This is a genomic window from Glutamicibacter soli (assembly GCF_003309065.1).
GTDB classification, from domain to species: Bacteria; Actinomycetota; Actinomycetes; order Actinomycetales; family Micrococcaceae; genus Glutamicibacter; species Glutamicibacter soli.
This window is the reverse complement of record NZ_POAF01000003.1, coordinates 252,684-277,114: the sequence shown is the minus strand read 5'-3', so window position 1 is coordinate 277,114 and position 24,431 is coordinate 252,684. Positions and strand designations below refer to the sequence as shown.

Annotated in this window: 24 protein-coding genes; 15 read left to right on the top strand and 9 right to left on the bottom strand. The window is 65.0% G+C overall.

Annotated features, from left to right (window positions below; translation table 11 throughout):
• Positions 1 to 37: 37 nt before the first annotated feature.
• Positions 38 to 313, top strand: coding sequence for a hypothetical protein (locus C1H84_RS07880; RefSeq protein WP_047120192.1), 276 nt, complete (start codon positions 38 to 40; stop codon positions 311 to 313).
• Here the strand turns inward: C1H84_RS07880 and C1H84_RS07875 are convergent.
• Positions 310 to 828 (bottom strand): hypothetical protein, encoded by a 519-nt coding sequence (locus C1H84_RS07875; RefSeq protein ID WP_113607057.1) that lies wholly within the window; start codon positions 826 to 828, stop codon positions 310 to 312. The genes C1H84_RS07880 and C1H84_RS07875 overlap by 4 nt on opposite strands.
• A gap of 318 nt (positions 829 to 1,146) precedes the next feature.
• Between C1H84_RS07875 and C1H84_RS07870 the strand changes: the two genes are divergently transcribed.
• The 4 genes from C1H84_RS07870 to C1H84_RS07855 all read left to right on the top strand — a co-directional run bounded on the left by C1H84_RS07870 (position 1,147) and on the right by C1H84_RS07855 (position 4,485).
• Complete coding sequence (locus C1H84_RS07870; protein ID WP_244910846.1) at positions 1,147 to 1,587, top strand: carboxymuconolactone decarboxylase family protein; 441 nt, start codon at positions 1,147 to 1,149, stop codon at positions 1,585 to 1,587.
• Positions 1,587 to 2,783 (top strand): pyridoxal phosphate-dependent aminotransferase, encoded by a 1,197-nt coding sequence (locus C1H84_RS07865; RefSeq protein ID WP_047120189.1) that lies wholly within the window; start codon positions 1,587 to 1,589, stop codon positions 2,781 to 2,783. The genes C1H84_RS07870 and C1H84_RS07865 overlap by 1 nt, the downstream gene beginning before the upstream one ends.
• Positions 2,784 to 3,223: 440 nt before the next feature.
• Positions 3,224 to 3,622, top strand: coding sequence for a hypothetical protein (locus tag C1H84_RS07860; RefSeq protein ID WP_082344847.1), 399 nt, complete (start codon positions 3,224 to 3,226; stop codon positions 3,620 to 3,622).
• Positions 3,623 to 3,645: 23 nt separating this feature from the next.
• Positions 3,646 to 4,485, top strand: coding sequence for an RES family NAD+ phosphorylase (locus tag C1H84_RS07855; RefSeq protein ID WP_220124891.1), 840 nt, complete (start codon positions 3,646 to 3,648; stop codon positions 4,483 to 4,485).
• 138 nt (positions 4,486 to 4,623) lie between these two features.
• Here the strand turns inward: C1H84_RS07855 and C1H84_RS07850 are convergent, their stop codons facing one another.
• The 4 genes from C1H84_RS07850 to C1H84_RS07835 form a co-directional block, all read right to left on the bottom strand.
• Complete coding sequence (locus tag C1H84_RS07850; RefSeq protein ID WP_113607055.1) at positions 4,624 to 5,958, bottom strand: alpha/beta fold hydrolase; 1,335 nt, start codon at positions 5,956 to 5,958, stop codon at positions 4,624 to 4,626.
• A complete protein-coding gene (locus tag C1H84_RS07845; RefSeq protein ID WP_113607054.1) occupies positions 5,955 to 7,172 on the bottom strand; it encodes a metal-dependent hydrolase family protein in 1,218 nt (405 codons plus the stop codon). Before C1H84_RS07845 ends, C1H84_RS07850 begins: the two co-directional genes overlap by 4 nt.
• Positions 7,169 to 8,623 (bottom strand): aminopeptidase P family protein, encoded by a 1,455-nt coding sequence (locus C1H84_RS07840; protein ID WP_244910845.1) that lies wholly within the window; start codon positions 8,621 to 8,623, stop codon positions 7,169 to 7,171. The genes C1H84_RS07845 and C1H84_RS07840 overlap by 4 nt, the downstream gene beginning before the upstream one ends.
• Before the next feature lie 143 nt (positions 8,624 to 8,766).
• The gene (locus C1H84_RS07835) at positions 8,767 to 9,534 is read right to left on the bottom strand and encodes a helix-turn-helix transcriptional regulator (protein WP_113607052.1); all 768 of its coding nucleotides are present in this window, start codon (positions 9,532 to 9,534) and stop codon (positions 8,767 to 8,769) included.
• Positions 9,535 to 9,769: 235 nt separating this feature from the next.
• Here C1H84_RS07835 and C1H84_RS07830 point away from each other — a divergent pair, with 235 nt between their 5' ends.
• On the top strand, positions 9,770 to 10,126 hold the full coding sequence (locus tag C1H84_RS07830; RefSeq protein ID WP_082344844.1) for a DUF2695 domain-containing protein: 357 nt from the start codon (positions 9,770 to 9,772) through the stop codon (positions 10,124 to 10,126).
• Between the two features lie 5 nt (positions 10,127 to 10,131).
• Here the strand turns inward: C1H84_RS07830 and C1H84_RS07825 are convergent, their stop codons facing one another.
• Positions 10,132 to 10,803, bottom strand: coding sequence for a DedA family protein (locus tag C1H84_RS07825; RefSeq protein WP_113607051.1), 672 nt, complete (start codon positions 10,801 to 10,803; stop codon positions 10,132 to 10,134).
• Positions 10,804 to 11,170: 367 nt separating this feature from the next.
• Here C1H84_RS07825 and C1H84_RS07820 point away from each other — a divergent pair, with 367 nt between their 5' ends.
• Genes C1H84_RS07820 through C1H84_RS07805 form a run of 4 tightly spaced genes read left to right on the top strand, consistent with a single transcriptional unit; the run spans position 11,171 to position 14,593 of the window.
• A complete protein-coding gene (locus C1H84_RS07820) occupies positions 11,171 to 12,088 on the top strand; it encodes an ABC transporter ATP-binding protein (protein WP_113607050.1) in 918 nt (305 codons plus the stop codon).
• Positions 12,085 to 12,840: an ABC transporter permease gene (locus tag C1H84_RS07815; RefSeq protein ID WP_113607049.1), complete on the top strand. Its 756-nt coding sequence runs from the start codon at positions 12,085 to 12,087 to the stop codon at positions 12,838 to 12,840. The genes C1H84_RS07820 and C1H84_RS07815 overlap by 4 nt, the downstream gene beginning before the upstream one ends.
• Positions 12,837 to 13,991 carry a sensor histidine kinase gene (locus tag C1H84_RS07810; protein WP_181728073.1) on the top strand — a complete coding sequence of 385 codons (1,155 nt, stop codon included), beginning with the start codon at positions 12,837 to 12,839 and terminating at the stop codon, positions 13,989 to 13,991. The genes C1H84_RS07815 and C1H84_RS07810 overlap by 4 nt, the downstream gene beginning before the upstream one ends.
• Positions 13,988 to 14,593 (top strand): response regulator transcription factor, encoded by a 606-nt coding sequence (locus tag C1H84_RS07805; protein ID WP_113607047.1) that lies wholly within the window; start codon positions 13,988 to 13,990, stop codon positions 14,591 to 14,593. The genes C1H84_RS07810 and C1H84_RS07805 overlap by 4 nt, the downstream gene beginning before the upstream one ends.
• On the opposite strand, the gene C1H84_RS07800 is transcribed toward C1H84_RS07805, so the two are convergent.
• On the bottom strand, positions 14,590 to 15,090 hold the full coding sequence (locus C1H84_RS07800) for a DUF456 domain-containing protein (protein WP_113607046.1): 501 nt from the start codon (positions 15,088 to 15,090) through the stop codon (positions 14,590 to 14,592). The genes C1H84_RS07805 and C1H84_RS07800 overlap by 4 nt on opposite strands.
• 17 nt (positions 15,091 to 15,107) lie before the next feature.
• Between C1H84_RS07800 and C1H84_RS07795 the strand changes: the two genes are divergently transcribed.
• Complete coding sequence (locus C1H84_RS07795) at positions 15,108 to 15,947, top strand: enoyl-CoA hydratase/isomerase family protein (RefSeq protein WP_146955958.1); 840 nt, start codon at positions 15,108 to 15,110, stop codon at positions 15,945 to 15,947.
• Here C1H84_RS07795 and C1H84_RS07790 read toward each other — a convergent pair.
• Positions 15,944 to 17,485, bottom strand: coding sequence for a long-chain-fatty-acid--CoA ligase (locus C1H84_RS07790; protein WP_244910844.1), 1,542 nt, complete (start codon positions 17,483 to 17,485; stop codon positions 15,944 to 15,946). The genes C1H84_RS07795 and C1H84_RS07790 overlap by 4 nt on opposite strands.
• Positions 17,486 to 17,699: 214 nt before the next feature.
• Here C1H84_RS07790 and C1H84_RS07785 point away from each other — a divergent pair, with 214 nt between their 5' ends.
• Positions 17,700 to 18,473, top strand: a complete 774-nt coding sequence (locus C1H84_RS07785; protein ID WP_047120177.1) for a VOC family protein — start codon at positions 17,700 to 17,702, stop codon at positions 18,471 to 18,473.
• Position 18,474: 1 nt separating this feature from the next.
• Here the strand turns inward: C1H84_RS07785 and C1H84_RS07780 are convergent, their stop codons facing one another.
• Positions 18,475 to 19,272 carry a GNAT family N-acetyltransferase gene (locus C1H84_RS07780; protein ID WP_113607043.1) on the bottom strand — a complete coding sequence of 266 codons (798 nt, stop codon included), beginning with the start codon at positions 19,270 to 19,272 and terminating at the stop codon, positions 18,475 to 18,477.
• Positions 19,273 to 19,376: 104 nt separating this feature from the next.
• On the opposite strand from C1H84_RS07780, the gene fdhD reads away from it, so the two are divergent.
• From fdhD to C1H84_RS07765, 3 genes are all read left to right on the top strand, one after another.
• A complete protein-coding gene (gene fdhD / locus C1H84_RS07775; protein ID WP_113607042.1) occupies positions 19,377 to 20,207 on the top strand; it encodes a formate dehydrogenase accessory sulfurtransferase FdhD in 831 nt (276 codons plus the stop codon).
• A gap of 59 nt (positions 20,208 to 20,266) precedes the next feature.
• Entirely contained in the window at positions 20,267 to 22,588 is a 2,322-nt protein-coding gene (locus tag C1H84_RS07770) for an FdhF/YdeP family oxidoreductase (protein ID WP_113607041.1), read from the top strand.
• 220 nt (positions 22,589 to 22,808) lie between these two features.
• Complete coding sequence (locus C1H84_RS07765; protein WP_113607040.1) at positions 22,809 to 24,287, top strand: nucleobase:cation symporter-2 family protein; 1,479 nt, start codon at positions 22,809 to 22,811, stop codon at positions 24,285 to 24,287.
• Positions 24,288 to 24,431: the final 144 nt, after the last annotated feature.

Below are 24,431 nucleotides of genomic sequence, written 5' to 3'. Positions count from 1 at the left end.
TACTTTGGCTAAGACCTAAGTAGAGGGAGGACTGCTCATGAGCACGATTCGGCTTCCGAGGATTGCCGTCTCCCGGGACCTGGCCAAGGACCTGGTCTGGGCCGACGAGGTGAAAGCCGACGAGCCGGTGGTGCTCGACGGGCGCTGGATGGTCGTGAACAACGAGGACTTCGCCAGCCAGCTCGCCACCGAGCTGCGCAACCGGAACATCGTGCACTTCGAGGTGCTCGGTGGCAGCCCCGAATGGCAGGACGCCATTCGGGCCGCCGGGGCCACCCATGACGTGCAGATCAACGTGCAGTCGCTGGACTAGGCGTCGATCCAGCGGATGTTCTTCCCCGAGCGCTCCAGCACGGTGTCCCAGAGCTTCTGCTCCTCATAACCCTGCTGCCTGCCCGAGTTGTTGAAGAACAACTCCGCGTACGTCTCCCAGCGGGCGTACTCTTCCCGCAGTTCGTTGTTGTCGATGCGGCTGGCCGCGGTGCGGAATTCTCCCTGCAACGCGGCCTGGGCCAGCGCCGGAAAGGGATCGGGACCTCCGGAGCCCGACTGCAGGTGGTCCAGATGCGCCGTCCATTTGCTGCGAAGCTCCAAGGCCACATCCTGGACCGCGATCAGCGCACGCAGCTGCGCGGTGTTCCGGCGTTCGGTGCGCTGCGCCCTGCGGTTGCCCAGCACCGTCACCCAGGTGATGGCCAGACCCGTGAGCAGGCCGAGAATCGCGGTGGTCCACGGGGTCAGGCTCAGCGAGGAAATGTTCTCGCGCATGAAATCGCATAGCTGGACCAGGTCCTTGGAATCCAGTTGCCCGCACGTTTGAATCTGCATCACGCCACCTCGCCGCCGCCTATCCAGATCATGCCGGTATTCTATGCGCGAATCCAGCAGGCCAGTAGGGCAACGGGCAAGCATCCTGATGGGTTGCTATCGAATGCGGCAGTCTCGCCGCCGCCGTCACGTAACCTGCAGCTTTTGTTGCTACATCGCAATATATTGTCCTGAAGGGCACGAACAGGGACTTGAGGGTCTTGTCCCATAGTCGGTGGCTGAGCGCCCGAAGCGAACTAGGAGGTTGCAAGCGCCGGGCGGTATGGTTCAGATATGGCTGTCTCAGATCCTCTTTTCCTTGATAAATCCAATCCGGAGTTGTGGAACTCTATTGGGAAGTTCGCCAATCAGCTGACCAAGTCCTACCAGGACGCAGGCATCAGCGACCGGCTGGCCGAACTGGTGAACCTGCGGGTCTCGCAGATCAACGGCTGCGCCTACTGCCTTGACCTCCATGCCCGCAAGGCCATCGACGCAGGGGAGACGATGCAGCGTATCAACTTGCTGTCCACGTGGAACGAATGCGGCGGACTGTTCGACGAGGAAGAGTGCGCGGCGCTGGCCATCGCCGAAGCAACAACCAACCTGCCCACCCCCGAGGAACGCATTGCAGCTGTGGCCTCGGCCCGTCTGGTGTTCTCCGATGAGCAGGTGGCGGCCATCCAGTGGATCGCCGTGGCGATGAACGCGTTCAATCGCATCTCGGTGCTCTCCCGGCATCCGGTCAAGGAACGCACCCTGGCTGAAGGCGCAAAGTAGTGAAGGTGTCGAAGCGCGGAGAAGTCCCGCCGTTCGAAGTCATGCAGATCGTCGAGGAAGTCGCGCACCTGCGTGCCGCCGGCCGCGACGTGATCTCATTGTGCGTCGGGGAACCCGGTGGGGGAGCGCCCGCCGCGGTCAATGAGCTCGCCGCGCAGCTGCATGCGCAGAACGCGGATTTCGGCTACACCCCGACCGCCGGGCTGGCCGAGACCCGCGAGGCCTTGGCCGCGCACTACCTGGCCCGCTACGGCGTCCAGATCCCGGCGCGGAACTTCGTCATGACCACCGGATCCTCCGGGGCGTTCCAGCTGGCCTTCCTCGCGGCCTTCGACGCCGGGGACGTGGTGGCTCTGGCCCGTCCAGGCTATCCTGCCTACGCCAACATCCTCGGAGCCTTGGGCCTGCAGGTGGTGGACCTCCCCACCGGGGAAGCCGAACGTTTCCAGCCGACCGTGCAGCTGCTGGAGCAGGCCCTGGCCGAGCACGGAAGGCTCGACGGCCTGGTCATCGCCTCGCCGAACAACCCGACCGGCACCATGTTCAGCGCCGAGGAACTCGAAGAGCTGTGCAGCTGGTGCGACGCCCATGGCGTGCGGCTGGTCAGCGACGAGATCTACCATGGCATCGAATTCGTCCCGGAGCGCAAGGGGCGCACCTCCTGGGAGTTCTCCCGCTCCTCGATCGTGGTTTCATCCTTCTCCAAGTACTGGGGCATGACAGGGTGGCGCCTGGGCTGGATGATCGTCCCCGACGACATGTTGGCCGCGGTGGACGCCCTGGCCTCGAACCTCGCCTTGTGCGCGCCGGCTCCGGCCCAGCGTGCGGTCATCGCCGCCTTCGAGCCGTCGAGCCTTGCCGAGGCGGAGCAGCGGGTCGCCGAGTTCGCGAAGACCCGCGACCTGGTGCTGGCCAACTACAGAAAGCTGGGCATCGAGCAGGCAGCGCCGGCCGACGGCGCGTTCTATCTCTACGGGCGGCTCAGCGAGCGTGTGCTCGACCGCTTCGGCACCGCCGGAGAGTACTGCCGGCAGGTGCTGGAACATGCACAGGTGGCGCTGACCCCGGGCGGCGACTTCGACCCGTTCGAGGGGCACCTGTTCATCAGGCTGTCGTTCGCCGCCGGTTACGAACGGGTGGCCGAGGCGCTGGAGCGGGTGGAAGCGTTTTTGCGCCAGACGCTGTCCGGGGTATAGGACTCGTGGATCGGTGGTGAGAAACTTGGGTGATCTGCACCGCCGGTTCCGCACGAACCTTGTGGTCAATTTCGATGTTGAGCTTCTTGAAACCAACCATCCTGCGACAGTCGTGACGCCAAGCGGCCGATGACATATTAGGCGCTTTCAGGACCGCCGCGTCCTGATCCGCCTGCCTTTGGGCATCCACTATGGCGATGCGTGTGCACGACGTCGGAGTTCGGGCCGGGGAACGCCTGCTGTTCCACATAATGCGGGCCGTATTCTCCCTTATCAGGATGGGTAGATCTTGTTGTGTCCGGTGTGGCAAAACCCCGGAAACGTGCACACTCCGATAGCTGAAATCTGCGCCTTTCGAGCTGCTTGATGAGGCTTGGTGGTGCGTTTTTGGGTGCATTTTTACTATGGGTTGAGCATGCATTCCAGAGTACAATCGAATCATGAAAGCAGCAGTGTCACCTGATCAGCGTCCGGGACTTCGCGCGTACGAGGATTCCGTCGGTCTTCCGTTTCATGAGCTCATTTCGCAGTTGCGGGAGATATTGGGTGTGCGCCTGGTTGCCTATATCGGTGGGGTGAAGTCCTCCAGATCGGTATCGACTTGGGCAGATGGCTCATCCGTTCCCGGCGAAGTCGACCAAGAACGACTTCGTCATGCTTTTCATGCCGCGGCACTTCTGCGGGATCGCTACGACGCTATAACTGTGCAGTCCTGGTTCAAGGGGATGAATCCCGGCTTGAATGATGACGCACCCGCCCAGGTCCTGCGCGAGTCTGACCCGATAGTTGGTTCTCGGGACGTGATCGTCGCCGCTAAATCATTCGCTTACGGCCGATGATGAATCCCGAACATGGAAACAGCGTGGACCTTGAAATAGAGTGCCCAGATGAACCCCTCCATGTTTGGCGCGTCGGATTCTCACCGGAACTTTGGGCTTGGACGCCTTGGCCGTTCGCCGGTGACGACGGACTTTTCAGTGGACGTTGGGATGACCAGCTTGGCGAGTTTCGTACCATCTACACTGCCGAAAGCCTTCTTGGATGCTTCCTCGAGCTGCTTGCCCACTTCCGTCCCAGTCCCGAGCTGGTCGCCGGGCTTGACCAGATTATCGACGACGACGGCAGCATTGGCAGCTACCCCGAAGCTCCCCAATGCGCCATTGGCTACTCATGGTTGGAAGACCGGCGGTACGGTTCTGCACGCCAAAGCGGCAAATACTGCTACGTCACCCACTCACGCAGTATTGCCGCGTTGAGCATCCACTACCCCTTCGACCGACATGATATTTCCCTCGCCGACGTCGATACTGCCCTGTTGAAGGACGCCCGAGACCGCGTGCTCACTAGATCCATCGCCAGATGGCTTTACGACCTGCACGAAGAGACAGCGGGCGAGCCTGTCGTCGATGGTGTGAGGTTTAATTCCCGCCACGGTGATGAGATCCGTGTCTGGACAGTGTTCGAACGTGCCGATGACTTGGCTGTCAGTCCTCGGATCCAACCTGTGATGGAGCCTCTCCCATGCCGCCCGACCTTCCCGAGCTGCAAGAGGCATTTGCCCGCTTTGGTCTGCAATGGCATGAAGGCTGATTGCCCAGAACGTGCGCACGGCACCACGCGTCCAGCAAAAGGAACGGTGTGCCGTGGCGGCTTCGGTGAATCGGAAAGGCCAATAAGCCGAATCCCTGATTCAAGCTTCTGAGTCATTGCGCATGATCCCAGATTCGTTCCTGCAGGTTCGAACTCCTTAGGACTGGAACTCGCGGTATGCGAAGAAGCGGGCACGGAATGATCCGTGCCCGCCTCTCTTCACGCATGGTCAATACGGTTTCGTAATGATTCAACTGGCCAGCGGACCGCCGACCTCGTCCACCATGGCGAAGAGCCTGCGCAGCACCGCTGGGTCGTTGATCCCGTCGTGCTCGTGCTCATTGGTGACCCAGGCCTGCAGGCCGCCGACCTTTTTCGCGGTGTCCAGCGACAGGCCGGCATCCACATACATGTCGTCGTAGTAGACGGCGGCGGCCATCGGAACCTGGTTCGCCGCGATCTTCTGAAGGTCGTAGATCTTCCGGTGGGTGCCGCGCGCTGCCAGCACCTCGACGGCCGGGATATACGGGCGCAGCAGCCGGGTCTCCTCGAAAGTCCAGCGGAACATCATTTCGCCGGTGAACAGCAAGGTGGGCGCATCCGTGGCGAAATCCGCGTGCTGCTCCAGCTCCGCCTGGGCGGCGAACGCGCTGGGGCCGTTGGCCCCGTTGCCGTAGATGTCCTCCTGCAGCACCGCGAACAACGGGTTCCCGGCAAAGCTGGTGCGCGCCTGGACCTCCTGCAGCAGGCAGTCGCTGAGCTGGGTGCCGTCGCCGGATTGCTCCAGCAGCCAGTGCAGGCGTTCGAAGCCCGGACCCATGCCGAAGTCGATGCCCAGCGACTGCAGCCGGCGGACCGTGAAGCGGTCGCCGTCGGGCAGCAGCAACTCGCGTTCGGCCAGCGTGCGGGCCAGATTGGCGGCACGGGCGCGGTCCTGCGGGTACATGCGGTAGAACTGCTCGTTCTTGGCACGCACCCGGTGGATGGTGCGGGCGTAGACCCCGGCGGCGCTCGGCTCAAGGCTCGGCAGCCCGCCGGTGATGAAGCAGGCGGTCAGCGCGTCGTCGAAGTAGCTCAGGTAGCTCAGGGTCAGGAACCCGCCGTAGCTCTGGCCCAGCGTGGCCCATTTGCGGCCTTGGTAGCCGCGGCGGCGGATCGCCTCAGCATCGGCCACGATGGAGTCCGCGCGGAAGTTCTCCAGGTACGCCGCGCCGCTGTCGCCGTCCGGGAATCCGGAGATCACCTGGGCGGTGACCGGGGTGGACCGGCCGGTGCCGCGCTGGTCCATGAGGATCACGCGGTAGCGTTCAAGCGCCGTATCCAACCGGTCGGAACCGCCCACCGGGCGCGGTCCCTGCCCGCCGGGCCCGCCCTGCAGGTAGACCATCAGCGGCAGCTGCTGCCCGTCCAGGTGCGCACGCACCATTTCGCGGTAGAACAACTCGATGGCGGGGCCGCCCGGATTGTTCCAGTCCAGCGGCACCTGAAGCACGTAGTCGCGGAAGCGGCGGCCGCCGGCCACGTAGGTCTCCAGCAGCCGCGGGGCCGCATCCAGGTTCTGCACGGCCTGTGCCAGCGCGGTCATTTGGCGCCCTCCAGCAGTCCCAGCGAATCGAAGACCGGGGCTCCGGCCTGGATGACGGTGCGGCCCTTGGCCTCGGACACCAGGAAGTCCACATCCTGGCGCGGATCGCCGTCAAGCACCAGCAGGTCCGCGGTCTTGCCGGCGGCCAGCGAGCCGATGGACTCGTTGCCGATCAGCTGCGCATTCACGCTGGTGGCCGAGCGCAGCAGGTCTTCCACTGAACAAGCCGCGGCCTGCAGGGCCAGCCCGTTGAGCTGCTCGTCGCCCAGCTCGCCCATCAAATCGCTGCCGAAGCCGACCTTGACCCCTGCATCCAGCGCATGGCGCACCGCCTGCTGCCCGCGCTGTAGCGCGATCCGGTTCTTCTCCTGGGACACCGCGGCCAGGCCCAGTTCCTCGCCGCGCGCATCCATGGCGGCATAGGCGGCCAGGGTGGGGACCAGGAAGGCGTCGTGCTGCGCCATGAGCTTGGCGGTGTCGGCATCCAGCAGGTTGCCGTGCTCGATGCTGCGCACCCCGTTTTCCACCGAGTGGCGGATCGCCGGCACCGAGTAGGCGTGCGCGCAGACATAGGAGCCGCGGCGGGCCGCCTCGGAGGTGATGATGCGGATTTCCTCGGGGGAGTATTGCGGGATTTCCAGCGGGTCGGTCAGCGAGATGACCCCGCCGCTGGTCATGATCTTGATGGCGTGTGCCCCGGTGCGGAAGGCATTGCGCACTGCCACGCGCAGGTTGTCGGGCCCGTCGACAATTTGGCACATGTGCCCGTGGCTGAAGCAGGTGTCCAGGTGCGCCTCGCGCGGGTCGCCGTGCCCGCCGGTCTGGCTGAAGGCGGGGCCGGTGAAGTAGTAGCGCGGCGAGTCGAACAGCTTCTCCTCGATGGCGCGGGCCAGGCCCAAGTCGCCGCCGGCTACGTCGCGCACGGTGGTGAAGCCGCGGCGCAGCGCGGCTGCCAGGCGGTGGGAGCCGGCCAGCGCGGAGTAGGAGAGCGGGCCCAGCTCGTTGCCCAGGCCCTGCAGGGCCACGGCGTAGGCGTGGAAGTGCGCGTCGATCAGCCCGGGCAGCACGGTGCGCCCGGCGGCGTCGACCAGGATTCCCTCGTGCTGGGCGCCCACAGCGGTGATGGTCCCGTCGACCAGGGTGATGTTCGCCGGCTCGTCCAGGAAGCGTTCGCCGTCGAAAACCGTGGCGTTGCACAGGGTCAGGGTGCTCATGCGCGCACCGCCAGGTTCATCGCCTGGGCCATCCACTGCTCCAGGCCGGTGGCGTCCAGCGGCAGTTCGCCGGAGAGGTTCTCGTAGCCGGTGGCGGTGATCAGCAGGTCGTCCTCGATGCGTACGCCCAGGCCGCGCAGCTCCGGCGGGACCATGGCGTCGTGGGCGTGGAAGTAGAGGCCAGGTTCCACGGTCAGCACCATGTTTTCCTCCAACAGCGCGCCCTGGTAGTCCTCGTAGTGCGAGTGCGAGCAGTCATGCACGTCCAGGCCCAGGTGGTGGCCCACACCGCACACCAGCCAACGGCGGTGCTGCTGGCCGATGGGGGACAGCGCCTCGTCCACCGAGACCGGCAGCAGGTCCCAGTCGTGCAGGCCCTTGGCGATTTCCTCCATGCAGGCGAAGTGGAAGTCGCTGTACGGCTTGCCCGGAGCCAGCGCGGCCAGTCCGGCGCGGTGGGACTTCTCCACCAGGTCGTGGACCTGGCGCTGGGCGTCGGTGAAGGCTCCGGCCACCGGGAAGGTGCGGGTGACATCTGCGGTGTAGCAGGAGCGTTCCTCCACACCCATGTCCAGCAGCAGCAGCTGGTCTTCGCGCACCGGGCCGTCGCAGCGGGTCCAGTGCAGGGTGGGCGCGTGGATGCCGGCGCCGATGATGGTGGCGTAGCCCGGGCCGTTGCCGTAGGTGCGGGCGGCGCGGTCGAAGGTGCCCTGCAGCCAGCGCTCGCCGCCGGAGGTGATGGCCTGCGGGATCTCGGCCAGCACCTGGCGGAAACCGTCAATGGTGTGGTCCACCGAAGCGCGCAGCTCGGCGATTTCCCACGCGTCCTTGACCATGCGCAGCTGGGAGAGGACCCGCTTCAAGGCGGGGGAATCCTGGGCGTTCAGCTTGTCCAGCTCGCTGGAGTCCACGGCGCCGGCGGCCTGGAACCGGCCCGCACGCACGGCGGACTCGAGTTCCTGGATCGGGCGAACCGGGATGCCCAACGCGCGCTGCCAGTCAAGCGGCTTGTGGCTAGGGCCGACCCAGAGTTCGCCGTGGATGGCATTGGAAAAGAAGTCAGCGGTGCCCGGCGCGTAGGGGACTGGCAGGAACAGTTCGAAGTCATGTCCGTCGCTGGTCGGGTGGCCCAGCAGCACGGCGGTCTCGATCTGGGCATTGACCAGGTACATGAAATCGGAGTGGGCGCGGAACTCGTGGAAGTTGTCGTTGGCCCGCACCGGTGCGTGGCCGGCGAACACCATGATGCCCTGGCCGGCGAAGGCCGCCGAGAGGTTCTCGCGGTGGTTGGCTGCGGCCTGCGACGCCGCGGCATCGACAGGGGCAGGCAATTGGGGTGATTCCCAGCCCTTGGCCATGAAGTCCACGAAGGGCTGGCTGTTCGCCAGCCGGGGAATGACATTCTCCCCGCTGCTTGGTACCGGCATTGACTTGGGGAGTTTCTCACTCATCGACGTGGTGCTCCTGTGAAACGAGAACTGTTGGGATGGCAGGGCTTAGCGCCCCGGTCATTCAAGCTTTTCACGGATCCGCCGCGCCTACGACATAAAACGGTGTCGTAAAACCGACACGTCGTTAATCAGTCTCTGCTGATTCAGTCTGCGGATTCGCGGTCCACGATCAGGTGCCTGGCGCTGATGGCGCCGAGCTGGAACCTGCTGGCTGCGCCGAATCCGCGCTGCAGGGTCTGGATTTTGCGCTGCACCGTGCGCACGCTGACTCCCAGCGCACGGGCCACCGACTCGTCCTTCTGCCCGGCGGCCAGCAGTCGCAGGATCTGGATCTCGTCATCCTCCAGCAGCGTTCCGGACTCGAACTTCCGGTTGCTGACCTGCAGGGCGGTTTCCCAGACCTTGGTGAATGAATCGTTGATGAAATCTGCCAGCACCGGGGAGGTGAGCTGCACGGCCAGATGCGATGCGGCGGAGGCTTCCGAAGTGTGGATGATGAACTCCTCGCGGTCGCGGATCAGCAGCCGCGTCGAGACATTCGTGGAGACCCGGGCTTCCTCGCCTTGGCGGACCGAGTTCAGCATGGCCCGGGTGAGGTCTCCGCGCTCGAATACCGAGGGGTCGTAGACCACCCGGAAGCGCACCCCGCGGGCCAGCGCGGCTGGCTGGGACTTCGATTGGGACTCCGCATGCGCGGGTCTGCCGCCTCGGTCCAGCGCATCGATCGAATGCACCGCCCGGTCCTGGAAGTCGTTGAAGGTGTCTACCAGATCCTGGCGCGAGTAGATCAGTCGCATGGACAGGCCGTCCCGATGCACGTGGGCTCCGTCCGTCGGTACCCCGCTGCGGCGCATGCCGTCGGCCAGTGCGGCCAGCTGCTGCGAAATCGAGGTGAGCGTATCGGCATCCATGCGTGTACGACCTTAGTGATGTGTGACGGGGTGCAGTCCGTGCCCCGGACAAGGCAGCACGGGGACAGTTGAATCATGGCACATTTCATTGGACAGGATCCCGGATGCCGATGGGCGTTAGCAGTTCTCCACAGTTCGCCAGGCAGTTGCGAAGCCTTGCGGATCGTGACTGACAGTGGGAGCAGGCAGCCGCAACGGGCCGCCGGAACTGCATCCCAGAGTTGAGGAGAAAACCATGCCGTCACTGCCGGATCCCGTCGACCGTGAATGCCTGCCGTGCTATCTATATCGAGTCGCAGGCGCCGAACCTTGTGCCGCGAACCTGCGCGCGCTGATGCACTACCGCGATTATTCGGCCCCGCGGGCTACCGCCCTGGAGCGGAAGATCAAGCTGCTGGGCGGCTTCTGCGACTGCGAGGTGCTGCTGAACGTTTTCCGGCCCATTACCGATGAGGCTGCGCGCGCGGTGGACGAGGGCCTGGACATGGTCTGCAAAGGAACACGCCGCGGCAGCATTCAACCCTGCGAACAGTGGATGATGCGCCGCGGCGTGCAGTGGGGCGGAGGCCAGTTCCGCTCCCGGAGTGCTTAGATTATCTAGTCTTCCAAGCTCCCGTTGGAAGTGGATTTGTTCTTCTTCCCGGACATGAAAGCCTTCAGCAGTTCCACGCCGATCGGAATCACGGAGATGAAAACAATCAGGATGAAGATGAGGTCGATGTTCTCTTCGATCCAGCTGAACTGTCCGAGCCAGAAGCCCAGCAAGGTGACGCCGACACCCCACAACAGAGCGCCAATCAGATTGTAGAAGACGAAGGTCTTGTGGTTCATCTTGGCAACACCGGCGATCACCGGAACGAAGGTGCGGACCACGGGAACGAAGCGGGCCAGGATGACCGCGCGGCCGCCGAAACGCTCGAAGAAGCTGTGGGCGTGCTCGACATTCTTCTGCGAGAAGAAGCGTGAATCCGGCTTCTTGAAAATCGCGGGACCGGTCTTTTTCCCGATCATGTAACCGGTTTGGTCGCCTGCGAAGGCGCAGACGAAAATGCACAGGGCAAACAGCCACAGCGGGACATGGATGGTGCCGGTGGCGATGAGCATGCCCACGGTGAAGAGCATTGAGTCGCCGGGCAGGAAGAAACCGACCAGCAGGCCGGTTTCCGCGAAAACGATGCCGCAAACGATCAGGACGACCCATGGCGCCAAAGCCGGGTCGTTAAGGAAGACCGCGGGATTCAGCCAGTCTGGCAGGAAAGCCGCACCCATGGTGGGCGACCCAAGTTCGGTCACTATCGAAAGAAATGAAGAATGATCTAGCACGAGAAAAGCCTACGGGATTTCGCTGTGAGTTTGCCCGTGCATAGATGCAGATCACTGCGGTAAATCGATGGGGGAATGGCATTTTGGCCGGGCTGACCGGTAAAGACTTCGATGCCGGGATCTTGCTGTACTGTGCGGGCGCGGTGACGAATGAACCCGCCGGAGTAGCCAAGCTCACATCCGCTGACGCGTCCCCGAAACGACAGTTGAAATGCGGCAACTAAATTCTCGCTGCCGACCCATGACAACGGTCATGTTCAAGTCATGACATTCTGCTCTTCGCCGGCGGGCCTTTTCCGCGAAAAATTGAACTATGGAAACGCTGAACCGAACCGAAGCAGTATCGCTGACGGGTCTGCGCAAGACATTCACGACACCACGCACCAAGGTCGAAGCCGTGCGCGGAGTCGACCTGAGCATCCAAGCCGGCCAAATCGTTGCCCTGCTCGGCCCTAACGGCGCAGGCAAGACCACCACCGTGGACATGATCCTGGGTCTGACCCAGCCGAGTTCCGGCTCGGTCGAGGTCCTGGGCCTAAGCCCGCACCGGGCAGTGACCTCCGGCAGGGTTTCGGCGGTGCTCCAGACCGGAGGGCTGTTGCGCGACATGACCGTTCGCGAAACCATCACGGTGATTGCCACCATGCACGGGCAGGCCGGCCGTGTTACGCAAGTCATGGACCGTACCGGGCTGACCGCCATCGCCAAGCGGAGGGTCGGAAAGTGCTCCGGCGGCGAGCAGCAGCGCATCAAATTCGCGTTGGCCCTGCTCCCGGACCCCGACGTGCTGATCCTCGACGAGCCCACCGCCGGCATGGATGTGATGGCCCGCCGCGACTTCTGGGAAAACATGCGCTCGGAGGCATCCAGCGGACGCACCATCATTTTTGCCACCCACTATCTGGAAGAAGCGCAGAACTTCGCTGAGCGCACCGTGCTGATGAGCCACGGGCGCATCGTGGCGGACGGGGCGACCGAGGAACTGCGCAAGCTGATTTCCGGACGCACCGTCAGCGCCACGCTGCCCACCGAGCAGGCGATCTCCCAGGCGGAAGCCTTCGACGCCTCGGTGAGCATTGCCGAACGCAATGGACAGCGCATCTCCTTCAAATGCGCCGATTCCGACCGCTTCGCCCAAACCCTGTTGACCGATCTGGGCGCCTGGGACCTTGAAATCTCTGCGCCAAGCCTGGAAGACGCATTCATCCAACTGACCGAGGACGCCCAATGATTGCCACCTATATCCGCGTTGAATTCGCCCGGCACTTCCGCGACGGCTACAACCTGGTCTTCGCGCTGCTGCTGCCGGCAGCCATGTACTTCCTGTTCGGCAACATCCCCAGCTACACGGATGCCGAGGTCGGCAGCGGCAACGTCAAGTTCTACCTGATGGTTTCCATGGCAGCCTACGGCGCGGCCGTCAGCACCGTGGCCATTGCCGGCACGGTGGCCACCGAAACCATGCAGGGCTGGGGCCGGCAGATCGCCTTGACCCGGATGACACCGGCTTCCTTCGTCACCAGCAAGATGATTGTCGCGGCCACGGTGGCGGCAGCCTCGGCGGCGCTGGTCTTCGCCCTGGGCGCAGGTACCGGAGCGCGGGTCACCGACGGCTGGATGTGGGTGGTCAGCTACTTGATCATCCTGGCCGGAGCGATGATCTTCGCCTGCTACGGCATCGGCGTGGGCATGCTGTTCAAGTCGGAATCCGCGCTGGGGCTGGCCTCGGGCCTGATGGTGTTCTTCGCCTTCTTCGGCAACGTGTTCATGCCTCTGGAAGGCGGCATGCTCGACGCAGCCCGTTTCACCCCGATGTTCGGCTATGTGGCCTTAGCCCGCTACCCGATGCTGCACTCAATTCCCGCAGGAGGCGACATGGCGCCGGATCCATTGTGGATTCCAGTGACTAGTGTGGTTGCATGGGCAATCATCTTCGCGCTCTTCGCGGTCTTCGCAACCCGGAAGGCCAAGGCGCGCCAGTGAATAATTCAGGGAGCAATCCCACGGCAATGAGCCAGGCCGGCTGCGAAGTCGACGAAGGCACTGCCTTCTGGGACAAGTGGGGCTGGCTGGTTGCCGGGGTCTGGATCATCTTCCTGATCTTCCCGATCCTGGACCTGCTGTTGGAAGACTATTCGCTGCCCACCAGGATCATCGGACTGATCCTGGTGGTCGTCTTCGCGGTGGTCTACCTCAGGGCCTACGCGGAATTCAGCAGGGTGGTCGGCGAGGGCGGAACCAGGCACCCGCGGGCCTATGCCTACTTCGCCATCCTGTGGGTCATCGTGCTGGCGGGGCTGCCGGTCATCGGGCTGACAGTCATGGGAATCTTCCCGTTCCTGACCTCCTACTCCGCCTTCCTGCTCACCAAGCGCTACACGATCGCCACCTATGTCGCCGTCGCCGTGCTGTGTTTCGTCCTGCCGATCATCTACGGGGAATTCATCGACCTGCTGTTCCTGATCGGCCTGAACCTGGTGCTGATGGTCGTGTACGCCATCACGGTCGCCGCGATCACCCGCTCGGTGGTCTCGGAACAGATCCGCGCCGACTACCTGGTGGTGGCGGAACAGGAACGCATGGCCCGCGACGTGCACGACGGCATCGGCCATTCGCTGACCGCGCTGAACCTCAAGGCCCAGCTGGCGTTGCGGCTCATGGACGCCGGCAGCTACAAGGAAGCCCGCCGGGAGCTTGAGCAGCTCAGCGACCTGGCAGTCACCGCGCTGGATTCGGTCCGCACCACGGTGCACGGGCTCAACCGGCAGAACCTTGAGGCCGAATTGCAGGAACTGCACCAGGCCTGCACGGATAACGGCCTGGAATTCACGGTGCTGGGCACGGTGGAGGACGTCCCCGTGGCCTGGCGGTCGCACATTGCGTGGATCCTGCGCGAGGCGGTCACCAACGTGCTGCGCCACGCCCACGCCGGATCCGTCGCGGTGCGGCTGGGCGCCGCAGGGGTCAGCGTGGACGACGACGGCGACGGCATCCAGGGCGGTGAGAGCGGCCACGGCATCCGCGGCATGCAGGAACGCGCCCGGCTGTTCGGCGCCAGTTGTACAGTGGGAGCATCCAGGCTGGGAGGAACCAGCCTGCAGGTGGCATTCGGCGCGGGAAACGGGGACACATGATCAAGGTGCTGATCGCGGACGACCAGCACCTGGTGCGCGGCGCACTGGCCGCCCTGCTCAATCTTGAGGACGACATCCAGGTGGTCGCCGAATGCGCCGACGGCGACGAAGTCGCGCAGGCGCTGGATGACAGCGGGGCGCAGGTCGTGCTGCTGGACGTGCAGATGCCCCGGTTGGACGGGCTGCGCACCGCGCAGCTGTTGCGCGACAGCCATCCCGAGGTCAAGATCCTGATCGTGACCACCTTCGACCGCCCCGGATACTTCCGCCAGGCCTTCGAAGCCGGGGCCAGCGGATTCCTGGTCAAGGATTCCCCGCCGGCGGAACTGGTCGCCGCCATCCGCCGGGTGCATTCGGGCGGGAAGGTCGTCGACCCGCAGCGCGCCATGCTCAGCGTGGAAACCCGCTCCAACCCGCTGACCGAGAGGGAACGGGAAATCCTCGCGCTGGCCGCCGGCGGGGGACCTGTGTCGCAGATCGCCGCCTCCCTGCACCTGTCGGCCGGAACGGTGCGCAACCACCTGTCCAACGCCATCGGCAAAACCAATACCTCGAACCGGATCGAGGCGGCCCGCACCGCGCGGGAAATGGGCTGGATCTAGCGGGTGGCGAAGTGGGTGATGACCCCGATCATCCACACCGAGGACGCCAGCAGCACGCAGCCCAGCTCGATCACGATGCCCAGCCCCATGGCCTTCAGCGCCGCCCAGGATGAGGTTAGGGCACCGGAGGTTTCGCCGCGGCGGAGCGCCTCGCCGATGAACAAGCCCACCGCGAAGCCCACGAACAAGCCGACCACCGGGATCAGGAAGGCCCCTGCGATCGCGCCGATCAGGGCCGTGAGGATGGACCCCTTCGGGATTGCGTGTTGCTTGAGCTTGCGGCCGGTGAGCACCGCTGATGCGGACCAGCCGAGGAACGCGATGGCGATGCCCAACCCCGCGGCCCACCAGGAAGCGCCGCTGCCCAGCAGCCAGCCCCAGGCCAGCAGCGTTCCGATGGCCAGCAGTGATCCCGGAAGAATCGGGAAGATGGTTCCCAGCGCTGAAACCACCAGCAGCAGGCCGGCAAGAATCGTGTAAAGAATTTGTAGATCCACATGCCTAGTGTGGCACGGTGAGCAAGACGGCAGCGCAGACCGGAAAACAGGAGGTCCTCATGTCCGGGGAAAACAAGGCACGGGTCGGCGTGCAGATCCAGGGTTCCACCGCCGTGGTGCTGCTGGAAAACGAGCGCCAGTTCAACGCCCTGACCAAGGACATGTGCCTGCAGCTGCTGGGCGCCTTCGCCGTGCTGTCCGCGGATCCGGCGGTGTCCGCGATCGTGATCCGCGGCGCCGGCGGGAACTTCTGCGCCGGGATCGCCATCGACCAGATGGACCAGGTGCTCTTCGACAAGGACGCCGACGGGCAGCTGCTGAACCACTTCGATCTGGTGGACCGGGCGATCACCGGCTGCCCCAAGACCACGATCGCGGTGGTGGAGGGCAACTGCTTCGGCGGGGCCTGGCAATTGGCTTCGGCCTGCGAGATCCAGCTGGCGGCCGATGACGTGAAGCTGGCGATCACCCCGGCGAAGATCGGGCTGGTGTTCCCGCGTCCGGGCATCGAGCGGCTGGTGCGCACGGTGGGCGAAAGCCGGGCCAAGTACCTGCTGTATTCCGGAGCCCGCATCCCGGCGGCCGAAGCGCTGGACTGGGGCATGTTCACCCGGATGCACCCGGCCGCGCAGCTGGACGGGGAAGTCGAATCGCTGCTGCAGGCGCTGCAGGGCAACTCCCCGTACTCCATCGCGCGGACCCGCGAGGCCATCGCCGCCCATGGGCAGGAGCCGGCGGCAGCTGACTACGAATCCTGGTGGGCGCGGCTCTGGGAAGAGAACGGGGAGAATCCCGAGCTCGCCGAGGGGCGGCGGGCGTTCCTCGAGCGCCGCGCGCCGCGCTACGGCGATGCCTAGGAGGGCTGCCCTGACTGTTCGGCGTACTGCGCCACCAGCTCGCGCTTGAGGATCTTCCCGCTGGGGCCCAGCGGGAATTCCTGCACGATCTCGATGTGGCGCGGGAACTTGTAGGCCGCCATCTGCTCGCTGGCCCAGGCTCCGATGGACTCGGCGTCCAAGGTGGAGCCTGCTTCCAGTGTGATGGCCGCGGCGATCTCCTGGCCGTGGGTTTCGTGCGGCACGCCGTACACCGCGGCGTTGGAGATCTCCGGATGGCTGATGAGCACCTCCTCGACCTCGCGCGGGTAGACGTTGTAGCCGTTGCGCAGGATCATGTCCTTGGTCCGGTCCAGGATGCGCAGGTAGTCGTCCTCGTCCTTGGTGCCCAAATCCCCGGTGCGGAACCAGCCGTCGACCATCGCCTCGGCCGTGGCCTCGGGACGGTTCAGGTAGCCGGCGAACAGGTTGTGCCCGCGGACCACCAGCTCGCCGATCTCCCCGCGCGGCAGCAGCCTGATTTCGTCCAGATGCGCCGGGTCGGCAATCTCCACCTCGACGCCCCACACCGGGGTGCCGATGGTTCCCGGCCGCGGTTTGCGTCCCACATGGTTGAAGCAGGCCACCGGCGAGGTCTCGGTCAGGCCGTAGCCCTCGTAGATGGGCGCGCTGAAACGCTCTTCGAAGGCGGTGAGCACCGACACCGGCAGCGAGGCTCCGCCCGAGACGCCGAAGCGCAGGCGGGATGGCTTGCCCTCGCGCTGCTTGCCCGCCTCCAGCATGGCGACGTACATCGTGGGTACTCCGAAGAACAGGTCGATGTCTTCATCCAGCACCAGGTCCAGCGCGCCGACGGCGGTGAACTTGGGCAGCAGCATGATTTCCGCGCCGATGCGCAGCCCGGTGTTCAGCACCGTGGTCTGCCCGAAGGTGTGGAACAGCGGCAAGCCGCCGAAGACCTTGTCGCCGCGGCGCATGTCGATGGTGTCCAGCAGCAGGGTGTTCGCCTGCTCCAGTAGCGCAACGTGGGTGCCCAGCGCGCCCTTGGGCTTGCCGGTGGTGCCGGAGGTGTAGAGGATCGTGGCGATGTCCTCGGGACGGCGCGGCAAGTAGGTGTCGATGGGGGTGGCCGCCGCGGCGAGGTCCTCCAGACGGATGCTTCCCAGCTCTTCAGGAGCCAGCACGCTGATCGTCTCGACGCCGCTGAGCTCTGCGCCAGCGGCGCCCTCGCCCAGCAGCGGAGCCGCGCACACCAGCAGGCGTGCTCCGGAATCCTCCAGCACATAGGCGATCTCGTGGCGTTTAAGCAGCGCGTGGATCGGCACGACAACCGCGCCGAGTGCCAGCACCGCGTAGTAGACGCGGGCGAAGTCCGTGACGTTCGGAATCAGCACCGCGACCCGGTCGCCTTCGCCGATGCCGCGCTCCCGCAAAGCCCCTGCGTAGGCGCGGGTTTCGTCCCAGAGCTGCCGGTAGCTGGTGCTCTGCCCGTTGACGGTGATCGCGTTCAACTCGCCATGGCGGGCGGCGCCCTCGGCGGGGATTGCTGCAACGGACATGGTGGCGTTTGGCGAGGAAGAAAGCATGGAAAGGCTCCCGGAGATCAGCGCGAAATGCGAGTGTGTGCTGTGTCACAACCTAACATAATGGAACTGGAAACCGGGAGCAGGTACCCGGTGCCAAGCTTCTGGAGCCTGAAAGTCATATCGTTGCCGCGAGGCGGCCCGAAGCCTAGACTCGCCCTAGCAACTGGATCATGTTTGAAATGGGGAAATGATGCAGGAACTTGGGCAGCCCGGCGCGGAACCGTGCCGGGTAGATTTACTGACCGGTGATATGAAACGAAGCGTCGACTTCTATGGGCGGCTTTTCGGATGGAAAACGAGCGGCGGGAATTCCGGCACGGAAGACTCGATCGACATGTACTTGGGGGACGAACTCGTAGCCGGATTCCTGAACAACGATTCAGGCTCCGAATGCAGCGATGCATGGGTCACCTACCTGAATGTGGCAGACGCCCACGCGGCCAGCTACTCGGCCGGGATGTACGGCGGCTGCGTTTTCCTGCAGCCGCTGGAAATCCAGGGGCAGGGCACCTTGGCCATGATTGGCGACCCCACCGGTATCGGTGTGGGGCTCTGGCAGTCCTCCACTGTCAGGGGGCTGACCAAGGCCTCCGGGCGACACGGGACCCGGATCTGGAATGAATTGCACACCACCAAATTCGAGAAGGTCACCCACTTCTACCGCGATGCGCTGGAATGGGATCTGCTCAGCTTGTCTGACACCGACGAGTTCCGGTACCAGAGCTACGGGCAGGGGCCGAACGCCAAAGCGGGCATCTTCGACATTTCCGGCCAACCGGATCCGAAGCCCGGGTGGCGGACCTACTTCGCGGTGACGGATACGGACAAGGCGCTCGCGCTAGCGAAGAATCTGGGGGCGAAAGTCCTCAAGCAGGCGCAGGATTCGCCCTTCGGGAGGATGGCGGTGCTCGCCGATCCCACCGGGGCGGAGTTCTCCATCATCCAAACCGTACCGGCCTGAGTTATCCGGAACGCTTCCAGGTGTACGGGGTTGTGGTCGTCACCTTGACCATGCCCTGGCGCTCCAGGATCGGGCGGGAGTACTCGGTGGAATCGCTGTGCGCAAAAATGTGCCCGGCGGCCCTCGCCGACCGGGCGCGGGCGTCGGTCAACGCCCGGTAGATTCCGCGGCCTCGGTAGGCGGGGAGCACGCCGCCGCCCCACAGGCCGACCACCTCCGTGCCGGCTACGGGCTCCAGCCTGCCGGCACCGACCATGCGGGCCCCGGCCCAGGCCACCCACAGCTCGAGGCCGTTGGCGAGGTCCATGCGCGCGGCCAGCTCCCGGGCCAGGCCCGGGGAAGGCGGCTGGCCGAATGCCTCGGCGGACATGGCGCACATCTGCTCAACCTCCAAGGGGGTGCTGATTCGGCGGACCTGCACACCCTGCGGAGCAGGAAGGCCGCTGATCAGGTGTTCAAGCCGGCCGAGCATCACTGATTCCGGCTGTCCGGCGCTGAATCCGCAGGACAGCAGGGCCTCGTGCAGTCCCGGGGCGTGGTCGTGGCCGCGGGTCTTGAACTCCACCTCGGTGATTCCGGAGCGCGCCGTGAAATACTCCAGCGCCGGGCCAACCAACGCGGACAGCGGTGCCGGTTCGCCGCCGGTGAACCGCGGCGAGGTGATGAAGCCCTGGCCGCCGGGGAAGACCGCCAGATACAGCGGACCCAGCCGGCCAACCCGGAGGGCGCCCTGCATCTCCGCGTCGGTGCGCAGCTGCGAATCGTAGATATCCAAGAGCCTGCCGGCGGGGTTGGTCATGTGAAAATTCTAGGGTCAACCGGCCCGGCGCGCGGCGCTTTGCCCTGAGCCGCGGGTCGGTGGCACACTCGGACGAGGCAGCCAAAGAACAAACAGGGAGCACCATGGGACGCAAGATCATCCGGCGCCGCGTCATCCGAGCCATGTCGGATGGGACCACCCGGGTGCGCGAGGAGAAGCTGGCCGGCGAAGAGCCGCTGGAAATCCGCTTCGGGCACACCTCCTTCACGACCTCGATGCGCACCCCCGGGGACGACTTCGACCTCGTGGCAGGGTTCCTGTTGGCAGAGGGAATCGTCACCAAGTCCGAGCACCTGGTGGCGATGCGCTACTGCCTGGGCACCGACGAGGACGGAAACCAGACATATAACGTCATAGAGGTGCAGCTGGGTTTCGGCGCCGTACCCCCTCAGCTGAGCGCCGCGCGCAACGTGGTGACCAGTTCGGCCTGCGGCATCTGCGGCACCAACTCGATCGACGAGGTGCGCAAGAAGTCCACCTTCGAGCTGCGCGAGGACTGCGGCCATGTGGACCTGGACGTGTTGTTGTCCATGCCGGACACGCTGCGCGAATCGCAGAAGCTGTTCTCCTCCACCGGCGGCGTGCACGCGGCAGGCCTGTTCTCCACCCGCGGGGATCTGCTGATTCTGCGTGAGGATGTGGGCCGCCACAACGCGGTGGACAAGGTAATCGGGGCGGCCCTGCGCGAAGGTCGCATGCCGCTGTCCGACACCGTGCTGCAGGTCTCCGGCCGCGCCTCCTTCGAGCTGGTGCAGAAGGCGGCCATGGCCGGCATCCCCGTGCTCAGCGCGGTGAGCGCGCCCTCCTCCCTGGCCGTGGACCTGGCCCAGGATGCGGGGCTGACGCTGGCCGCCTTCTCGCGCGGGCACAGCGTAAATCTTTATACGCATGCGCATCGCGTCCTGAACGCGTAGCGTGGTAGGTGTGTGGCTGGCGCCACAGCATTTCGGCAGGCATCAGACGGAGGATTGACATGCATCGCCCGGCTCCCAAGGAAGACATCAACGAGGACGACCTGAAGGTCACCGAGCCCGAACACGCGGCCGCGGGACTCAAGGCCGTCATGGTGTCCATGGAACGCGGCTTCTCCGAAGCCGGCCCTTCGCGGACCCTGCGTTCCATGCTGCGCATCAACCAGCGCGGCGGCTTCGACTGCCCGGGCTGCGCCTGGCCCGAATCGATTACCGGCGCCCGCAAGCCCGCGGAATTCTGCGAGAACGGCGCCAAGGCGATCGCCGAGGAGGCCAGCGCCCGCACGGTGACCCCCGAGTGGTTCGCCCAGCACCCGATCTCCGTGCTGCAGGACAAAACCGAGTACTGGCTCGGCTCCCAGGGCCGCATCACCAACCCGATGATCATCCACGCGGGGGAGACCCACTACCGCCCGATCAGCTGGCCCGAAGCGTTCTCCACGATCGCCGAGCACGTCAACGCCACCACCCCGGACCGCTGCGTGTTCTACACCTCCGGGCGCACGGCGAACGAAACCGCGTTCATGTACCAGCTGCTGGCCCGCTCGCTGGGCACCAACAACCTGCCTGATTGCTCCAACATGTGCCACGAATCCTCGGGCACCGCGCTGAACCCGACCATCGGCATCGGCAAGGGCACCGTCTCGCTGGAGGACTTCGAGCATGCCGAGGCGATCTTCGTGGTCGGCCAGAACCCCGGCACCAACCACCCGCGCATGCTCTCCGCGCTGGCCGACGCCCGCAAGCGCGGGGCGCGCATCGTGGCGGTCAACCCGCTGCCTGAAGCAGGATTCTTCGGATTCAAGGATCCGCAGACGGTCAAGGGCATGCTGGGCAAGGCGGAGCCGATCTGCACCGACTTCCTGCAGATCAAGGTCGGCGGCGACCTGGCCCTGTTCCAGGCCTTCGGCCACCTGCTGCTGCAGTTCGAGGGCGAGAACCCGGGCTCCGTGGTGGACCACGAGTTCATCGCCTCGGTGACCGACGGGTTCGAGGCCTACCAGCAGGCCCGCTCCGCCATCGACTGGGACGCCACCGAAAAGGCCACCGGGCTGACCCGCGCCGAAATCACGGATGTCGCCCGGCTGCTGGCCAAGTCCAAGGCGACCATCATCTGCTGGGCGCTGGGCCTGACCCAGCAGCCGCACTCGGTGCCGACGCTGAAGGAAATCATCAACCTGCTGCTGCTCCAGGGCAACTTCGGCAAACCCGGCGCCGGCGCCTGCCCGGTGCGCGGCCACTCCAACGTGCAGGGCGACCGCACCATGGGCATCTGGGAGAAGCCAACCGAGAAGCTGCTGGCCTCGCTGGATGAGGAATTCGGCATCGAGGCGCCACGCGAGCACGGCTACGACTCCACCGAGGCGCTGCACGCCTTCGAGAAGGACGAGATCGATGTGTTCGTCTCCATGGGCGGCAACTTCGCGCTGGCCAACTCGGAGACCGAAGCGCTGGAAGCCGGCATGCAGCGCGCCAAGCTGACCGTGCACATCTCCACCAAACCCAACCGCTCGCACGTGGTGCACGGGCAGACCTCGCTGATCCTGCCCACCCTGGGCCGCACCGACAAGGACGACAAGCACCCCGGCGGCGCCCAGTTCCTGTCGGTGGAGGACTCCATGTCGGTCATCCACTCCACCCAGGGCCGGCTGAACCCGGTGTCCGACCACCTGCTCTCCGAGCCGGTGATCGTCGCGCGCATGGCCCAGGCCATCCTGGGCGACGACCATGCGGTGGACTGGCGTGCGATGGCCGAGGACTACGACGTGGTCCGCGACCACATCTCCCGGGTGCTGCCCGGCTTCGAGGACTTCAACCGCCGGGTGCGCGAGAAAAACGGGTTCGTGCTGCCCAACCCGCCGCGCGATTCGCGCTCCTTCGCCACCGACATCGGCAAGGGCCGCTTCACGGTCTCCGAATTCGAGGCGCTCGAAGCCCCGGAAGGCCACCTGATCCTGCAGACCATGCGCTCGCACGACCAGTACAACACCACGTTCTACGGGCTGGATGACCGCTACCGCGGGATCAAGGACGGGCGCCGCGTCATCCTGATCCATCCCGAGGACCTCCAGGAAGCCGGTTTCAAGGACCGCGACCTGGTGGATGTCATTTCCACCTTCCGCGGGACCGAACGCCGGGCGAACCGCTTCCGGCTGGTGTCCTACCCGACGGCCAAGGGCTGCGTCGCCGCCTACTTCCCGGAGGCCAACGCGCTGGTGCACCGCGATCTGGTGGCCCGCGAGTCAAACACCCCGGGGTTCAAGGCCATGATGGTGCGCTTTGTGGAGCACACCGAGGATCCGGGCCCGACACTGGACAGCTGAGCGCTAAACAAGGGCCCACGGACGGGATTCGAACTGAATTCCGTCCGTGGGCTGTGCTCGTTCCCGCGGAAAACGGGCCGCGCGGGCAGGGGCTGGATGATGCAAAGTGCATCACGTCAAGCGCTTGCCCCCGGAAGAGGCTGTATTGTTGCGACACAATATAAGGTGTCCGGCTCCCGGGTCAGAGGAGCCGCTACAGTCCATCGATGAGGATCTTCCTATGAGCGCGGCCCACAGCAACGCAGCCACCAGCACCCGACCCGAAGACGAACGCCTGCCCCCGGGGCGCACCATCGCCTACGGTTTCCAGCACGTCTTGACCATGTACGGCGGAATTATCGCGCCGCCGCTGGTGATGGGCGGAGCCGCTGGCATGGACACCGCGCAAATCGGCGTGCTCGTGGCCAGCTGCCTGTTCATCGGAGGCCTGGCAACGATCCTGCAGACCCTGGGCATCCCGTTCTTCGGCGCCCAGCTGCCGCTGGTGCAGGGCACCTCCTTCTCCGGCGTGGCCACCATGATCGCCATCCTCAACGGCGGCGGAGGCATGCCTGCGGTATTCGGTGCGGTGCTGGCGGCCGGCGCCATCGGCATCGTCATCGCCCCGTTCTTCGCCAAGCTGCTCAGGTTCTTCCCGCCGGTGGTCACCGGCGTGGTCATCACCATCATCGGCATGTCGCTGTTCCCGGTCACCGCCGACTGGGCCATGGGCGGCGCCACCGCGGGCGAGGACTACGGGTCGCTGAAGAACATCGCGCTGGCCGCCATCACTCTGGTGATCCTGCTGGCCCTGTCGAAGTCCGGAGTCCCGGCGCTCTCGCGCCTGTCGATCCTGCTGTCCATCGTGCTGGGCACCGTCGTGGCCGCCTTCATGGGGCTGGCCGATTTCTCCACCGTGCTGGACGGGGACATCTTCGCGTTCCCGACGCCTTTCGCCTTCGGCCTGCCGGTTTTCGAACTCGGCGCGATCATCTCCATGATGATCGTGATCCTGGTGACCTACACCGAAACCACCGCCGACATGCTCGCGGTTGCCGAGGTCACCGGCTCCAAGGTCGATGCCAAGCGCATCGCCAACGGCCTGCGCGCCGACATGCTTTCCTCCACCGTCGCCCCGGTGTTCAACACCTTCACCCAGTCCGCCTTCGCGCAGAACGTGGGCCTGGTGGCGATCACCGGCGTCAAGAGCCGCTTCGTGGTGGCCGCCGGCGGCGGCATCCTGGTGATCCTGGGCCTGCTGCCGGTGCTCGGGCGCGTCGTGGCTTCCATCCCGACCCCGGTGCTCGGCGGCGCCGGCATCGTGCTGTTCGGGTCCGTGGCGGCAGCCGGCATCCGCACCCTGGCCAAGGCCAAGGACGACAACATGAACATGCTGATCATCGCGACTTCGCTGGCCTTCGGCTGCATCCCGATGGTCAAGCCCGACTTCTACGAGCACTTCCCGACCTGGGTCGGCACCATCTTCCAGTCAAGCATTTCCTCGGCCACCATCATGGCTGTGCTGCTGAACATCATCTTCAACGAACTGACCTGGCGCAAGAAGGAGGATTCGGGCCGCACCGTCTACAAGTACCAGCTGACCGGCTTGCAGGACGGCGACCGGCTGATCGGCGGCAAGCTCTATGACAGCAAGGGCCTGGAAATCAAGGTGATCTCCGAGGAGCAGGGCGAAGCGGGCGACAGGCCCATGCCGCTCTGATTCGGTGAGAATTCTGCAGAACGCGTGAACCGCATCCGGTTCGCGCGTTCTTTTTTCCGTGGCTATACGGCGGAATCCCGCGCAGTGCGAAGCACTCTATGCGCCCGGGTGTGAGCTGGAGCACACTAAGTGTGGTAGTTTCAA

Coding starts and splice junctions, on each gene's coding strand:
- C1H84_RS07880 (WP_047120192.1), top strand. CDS start 38: ATGAGCACGATTCGGCTTCCGAGGATTGCCGTCTCCCGGGACCTGGCC.
- C1H84_RS07875 (WP_113607057.1), bottom strand. CDS start 828: ATGCAGATTCAAACGTGCGGGCAACTGGATTCCAAGGACCTGGTCCAG.
- C1H84_RS07860 (WP_082344847.1), top strand. CDS start 3,224: ATGAAAGCAGCAGTGTCACCTGATCAGCGTCCGGGACTTCGCGCGTAC.
- C1H84_RS07850 (WP_113607055.1), bottom strand. CDS start 5,958: ATGACCGCGCTGGCACAGGCCGTGCAGAACCTGGATGCGGCCCCGCGG.
- C1H84_RS07845 (WP_113607054.1), bottom strand. CDS start 7,172: ATGAGCACCCTGACCCTGTGCAACGCCACGGTTTTCGACGGCGAACGC.
- C1H84_RS07840 (WP_244910845.1), bottom strand. CDS start 8,623: ATGAGTGAGAAACTCCCCAAGTCAATGCCGGTACCAAGCAGCGGGGAG.
- C1H84_RS07835 (WP_113607052.1), bottom strand. CDS start 9,534: ATGGATGCCGATACGCTCACCTCGATTTCGCAGCAGCTGGCCGCACTG.
- C1H84_RS07830 (WP_082344844.1), top strand. CDS start 9,770: ATGCCGTCACTGCCGGATCCCGTCGACCGTGAATGCCTGCCGTGCTAT.
- C1H84_RS07825 (WP_113607051.1), bottom strand. CDS start 10,803: ATGGGTGCGGCTTTCCTGCCAGACTGGCTGAATCCCGCGGTCTTCCTT.
- C1H84_RS07820 (WP_113607050.1), top strand. CDS start 11,171: ATGGAAACGCTGAACCGAACCGAAGCAGTATCGCTGACGGGTCTGCGC.
- C1H84_RS07815 (WP_113607049.1), top strand. CDS start 12,085: ATGATTGCCACCTATATCCGCGTTGAATTCGCCCGGCACTTCCGCGAC.
- C1H84_RS07805 (WP_113607047.1), top strand. CDS start 13,988: ATGATCAAGGTGCTGATCGCGGACGACCAGCACCTGGTGCGCGGCGCA.
- C1H84_RS07790 (WP_244910844.1), bottom strand. CDS start 17,485: ATGTCCGTTGCAGCAATCCCCGCCGAGGGCGCCGCCCGCCATGGCGAG.
- C1H84_RS07785 (WP_047120177.1), top strand. CDS start 17,700: ATGATGCAGGAACTTGGGCAGCCCGGCGCGGAACCGTGCCGGGTAGAT.
- C1H84_RS07780 (WP_113607043.1), bottom strand. CDS start 19,272: ATGACCAACCCCGCCGGCAGGCTCTTGGATATCTACGATTCGCAGCTG.
- fdhD (WP_113607042.1), top strand. CDS start 19,377: ATGGGACGCAAGATCATCCGGCGCCGCGTCATCCGAGCCATGTCGGAT.
- C1H84_RS07770 (WP_113607041.1), top strand. CDS start 20,267: ATGCATCGCCCGGCTCCCAAGGAAGACATCAACGAGGACGACCTGAAG.
- C1H84_RS07765 (WP_113607040.1), top strand. CDS start 22,809: ATGAGCGCGGCCCACAGCAACGCAGCCACCAGCACCCGACCCGAAGAC.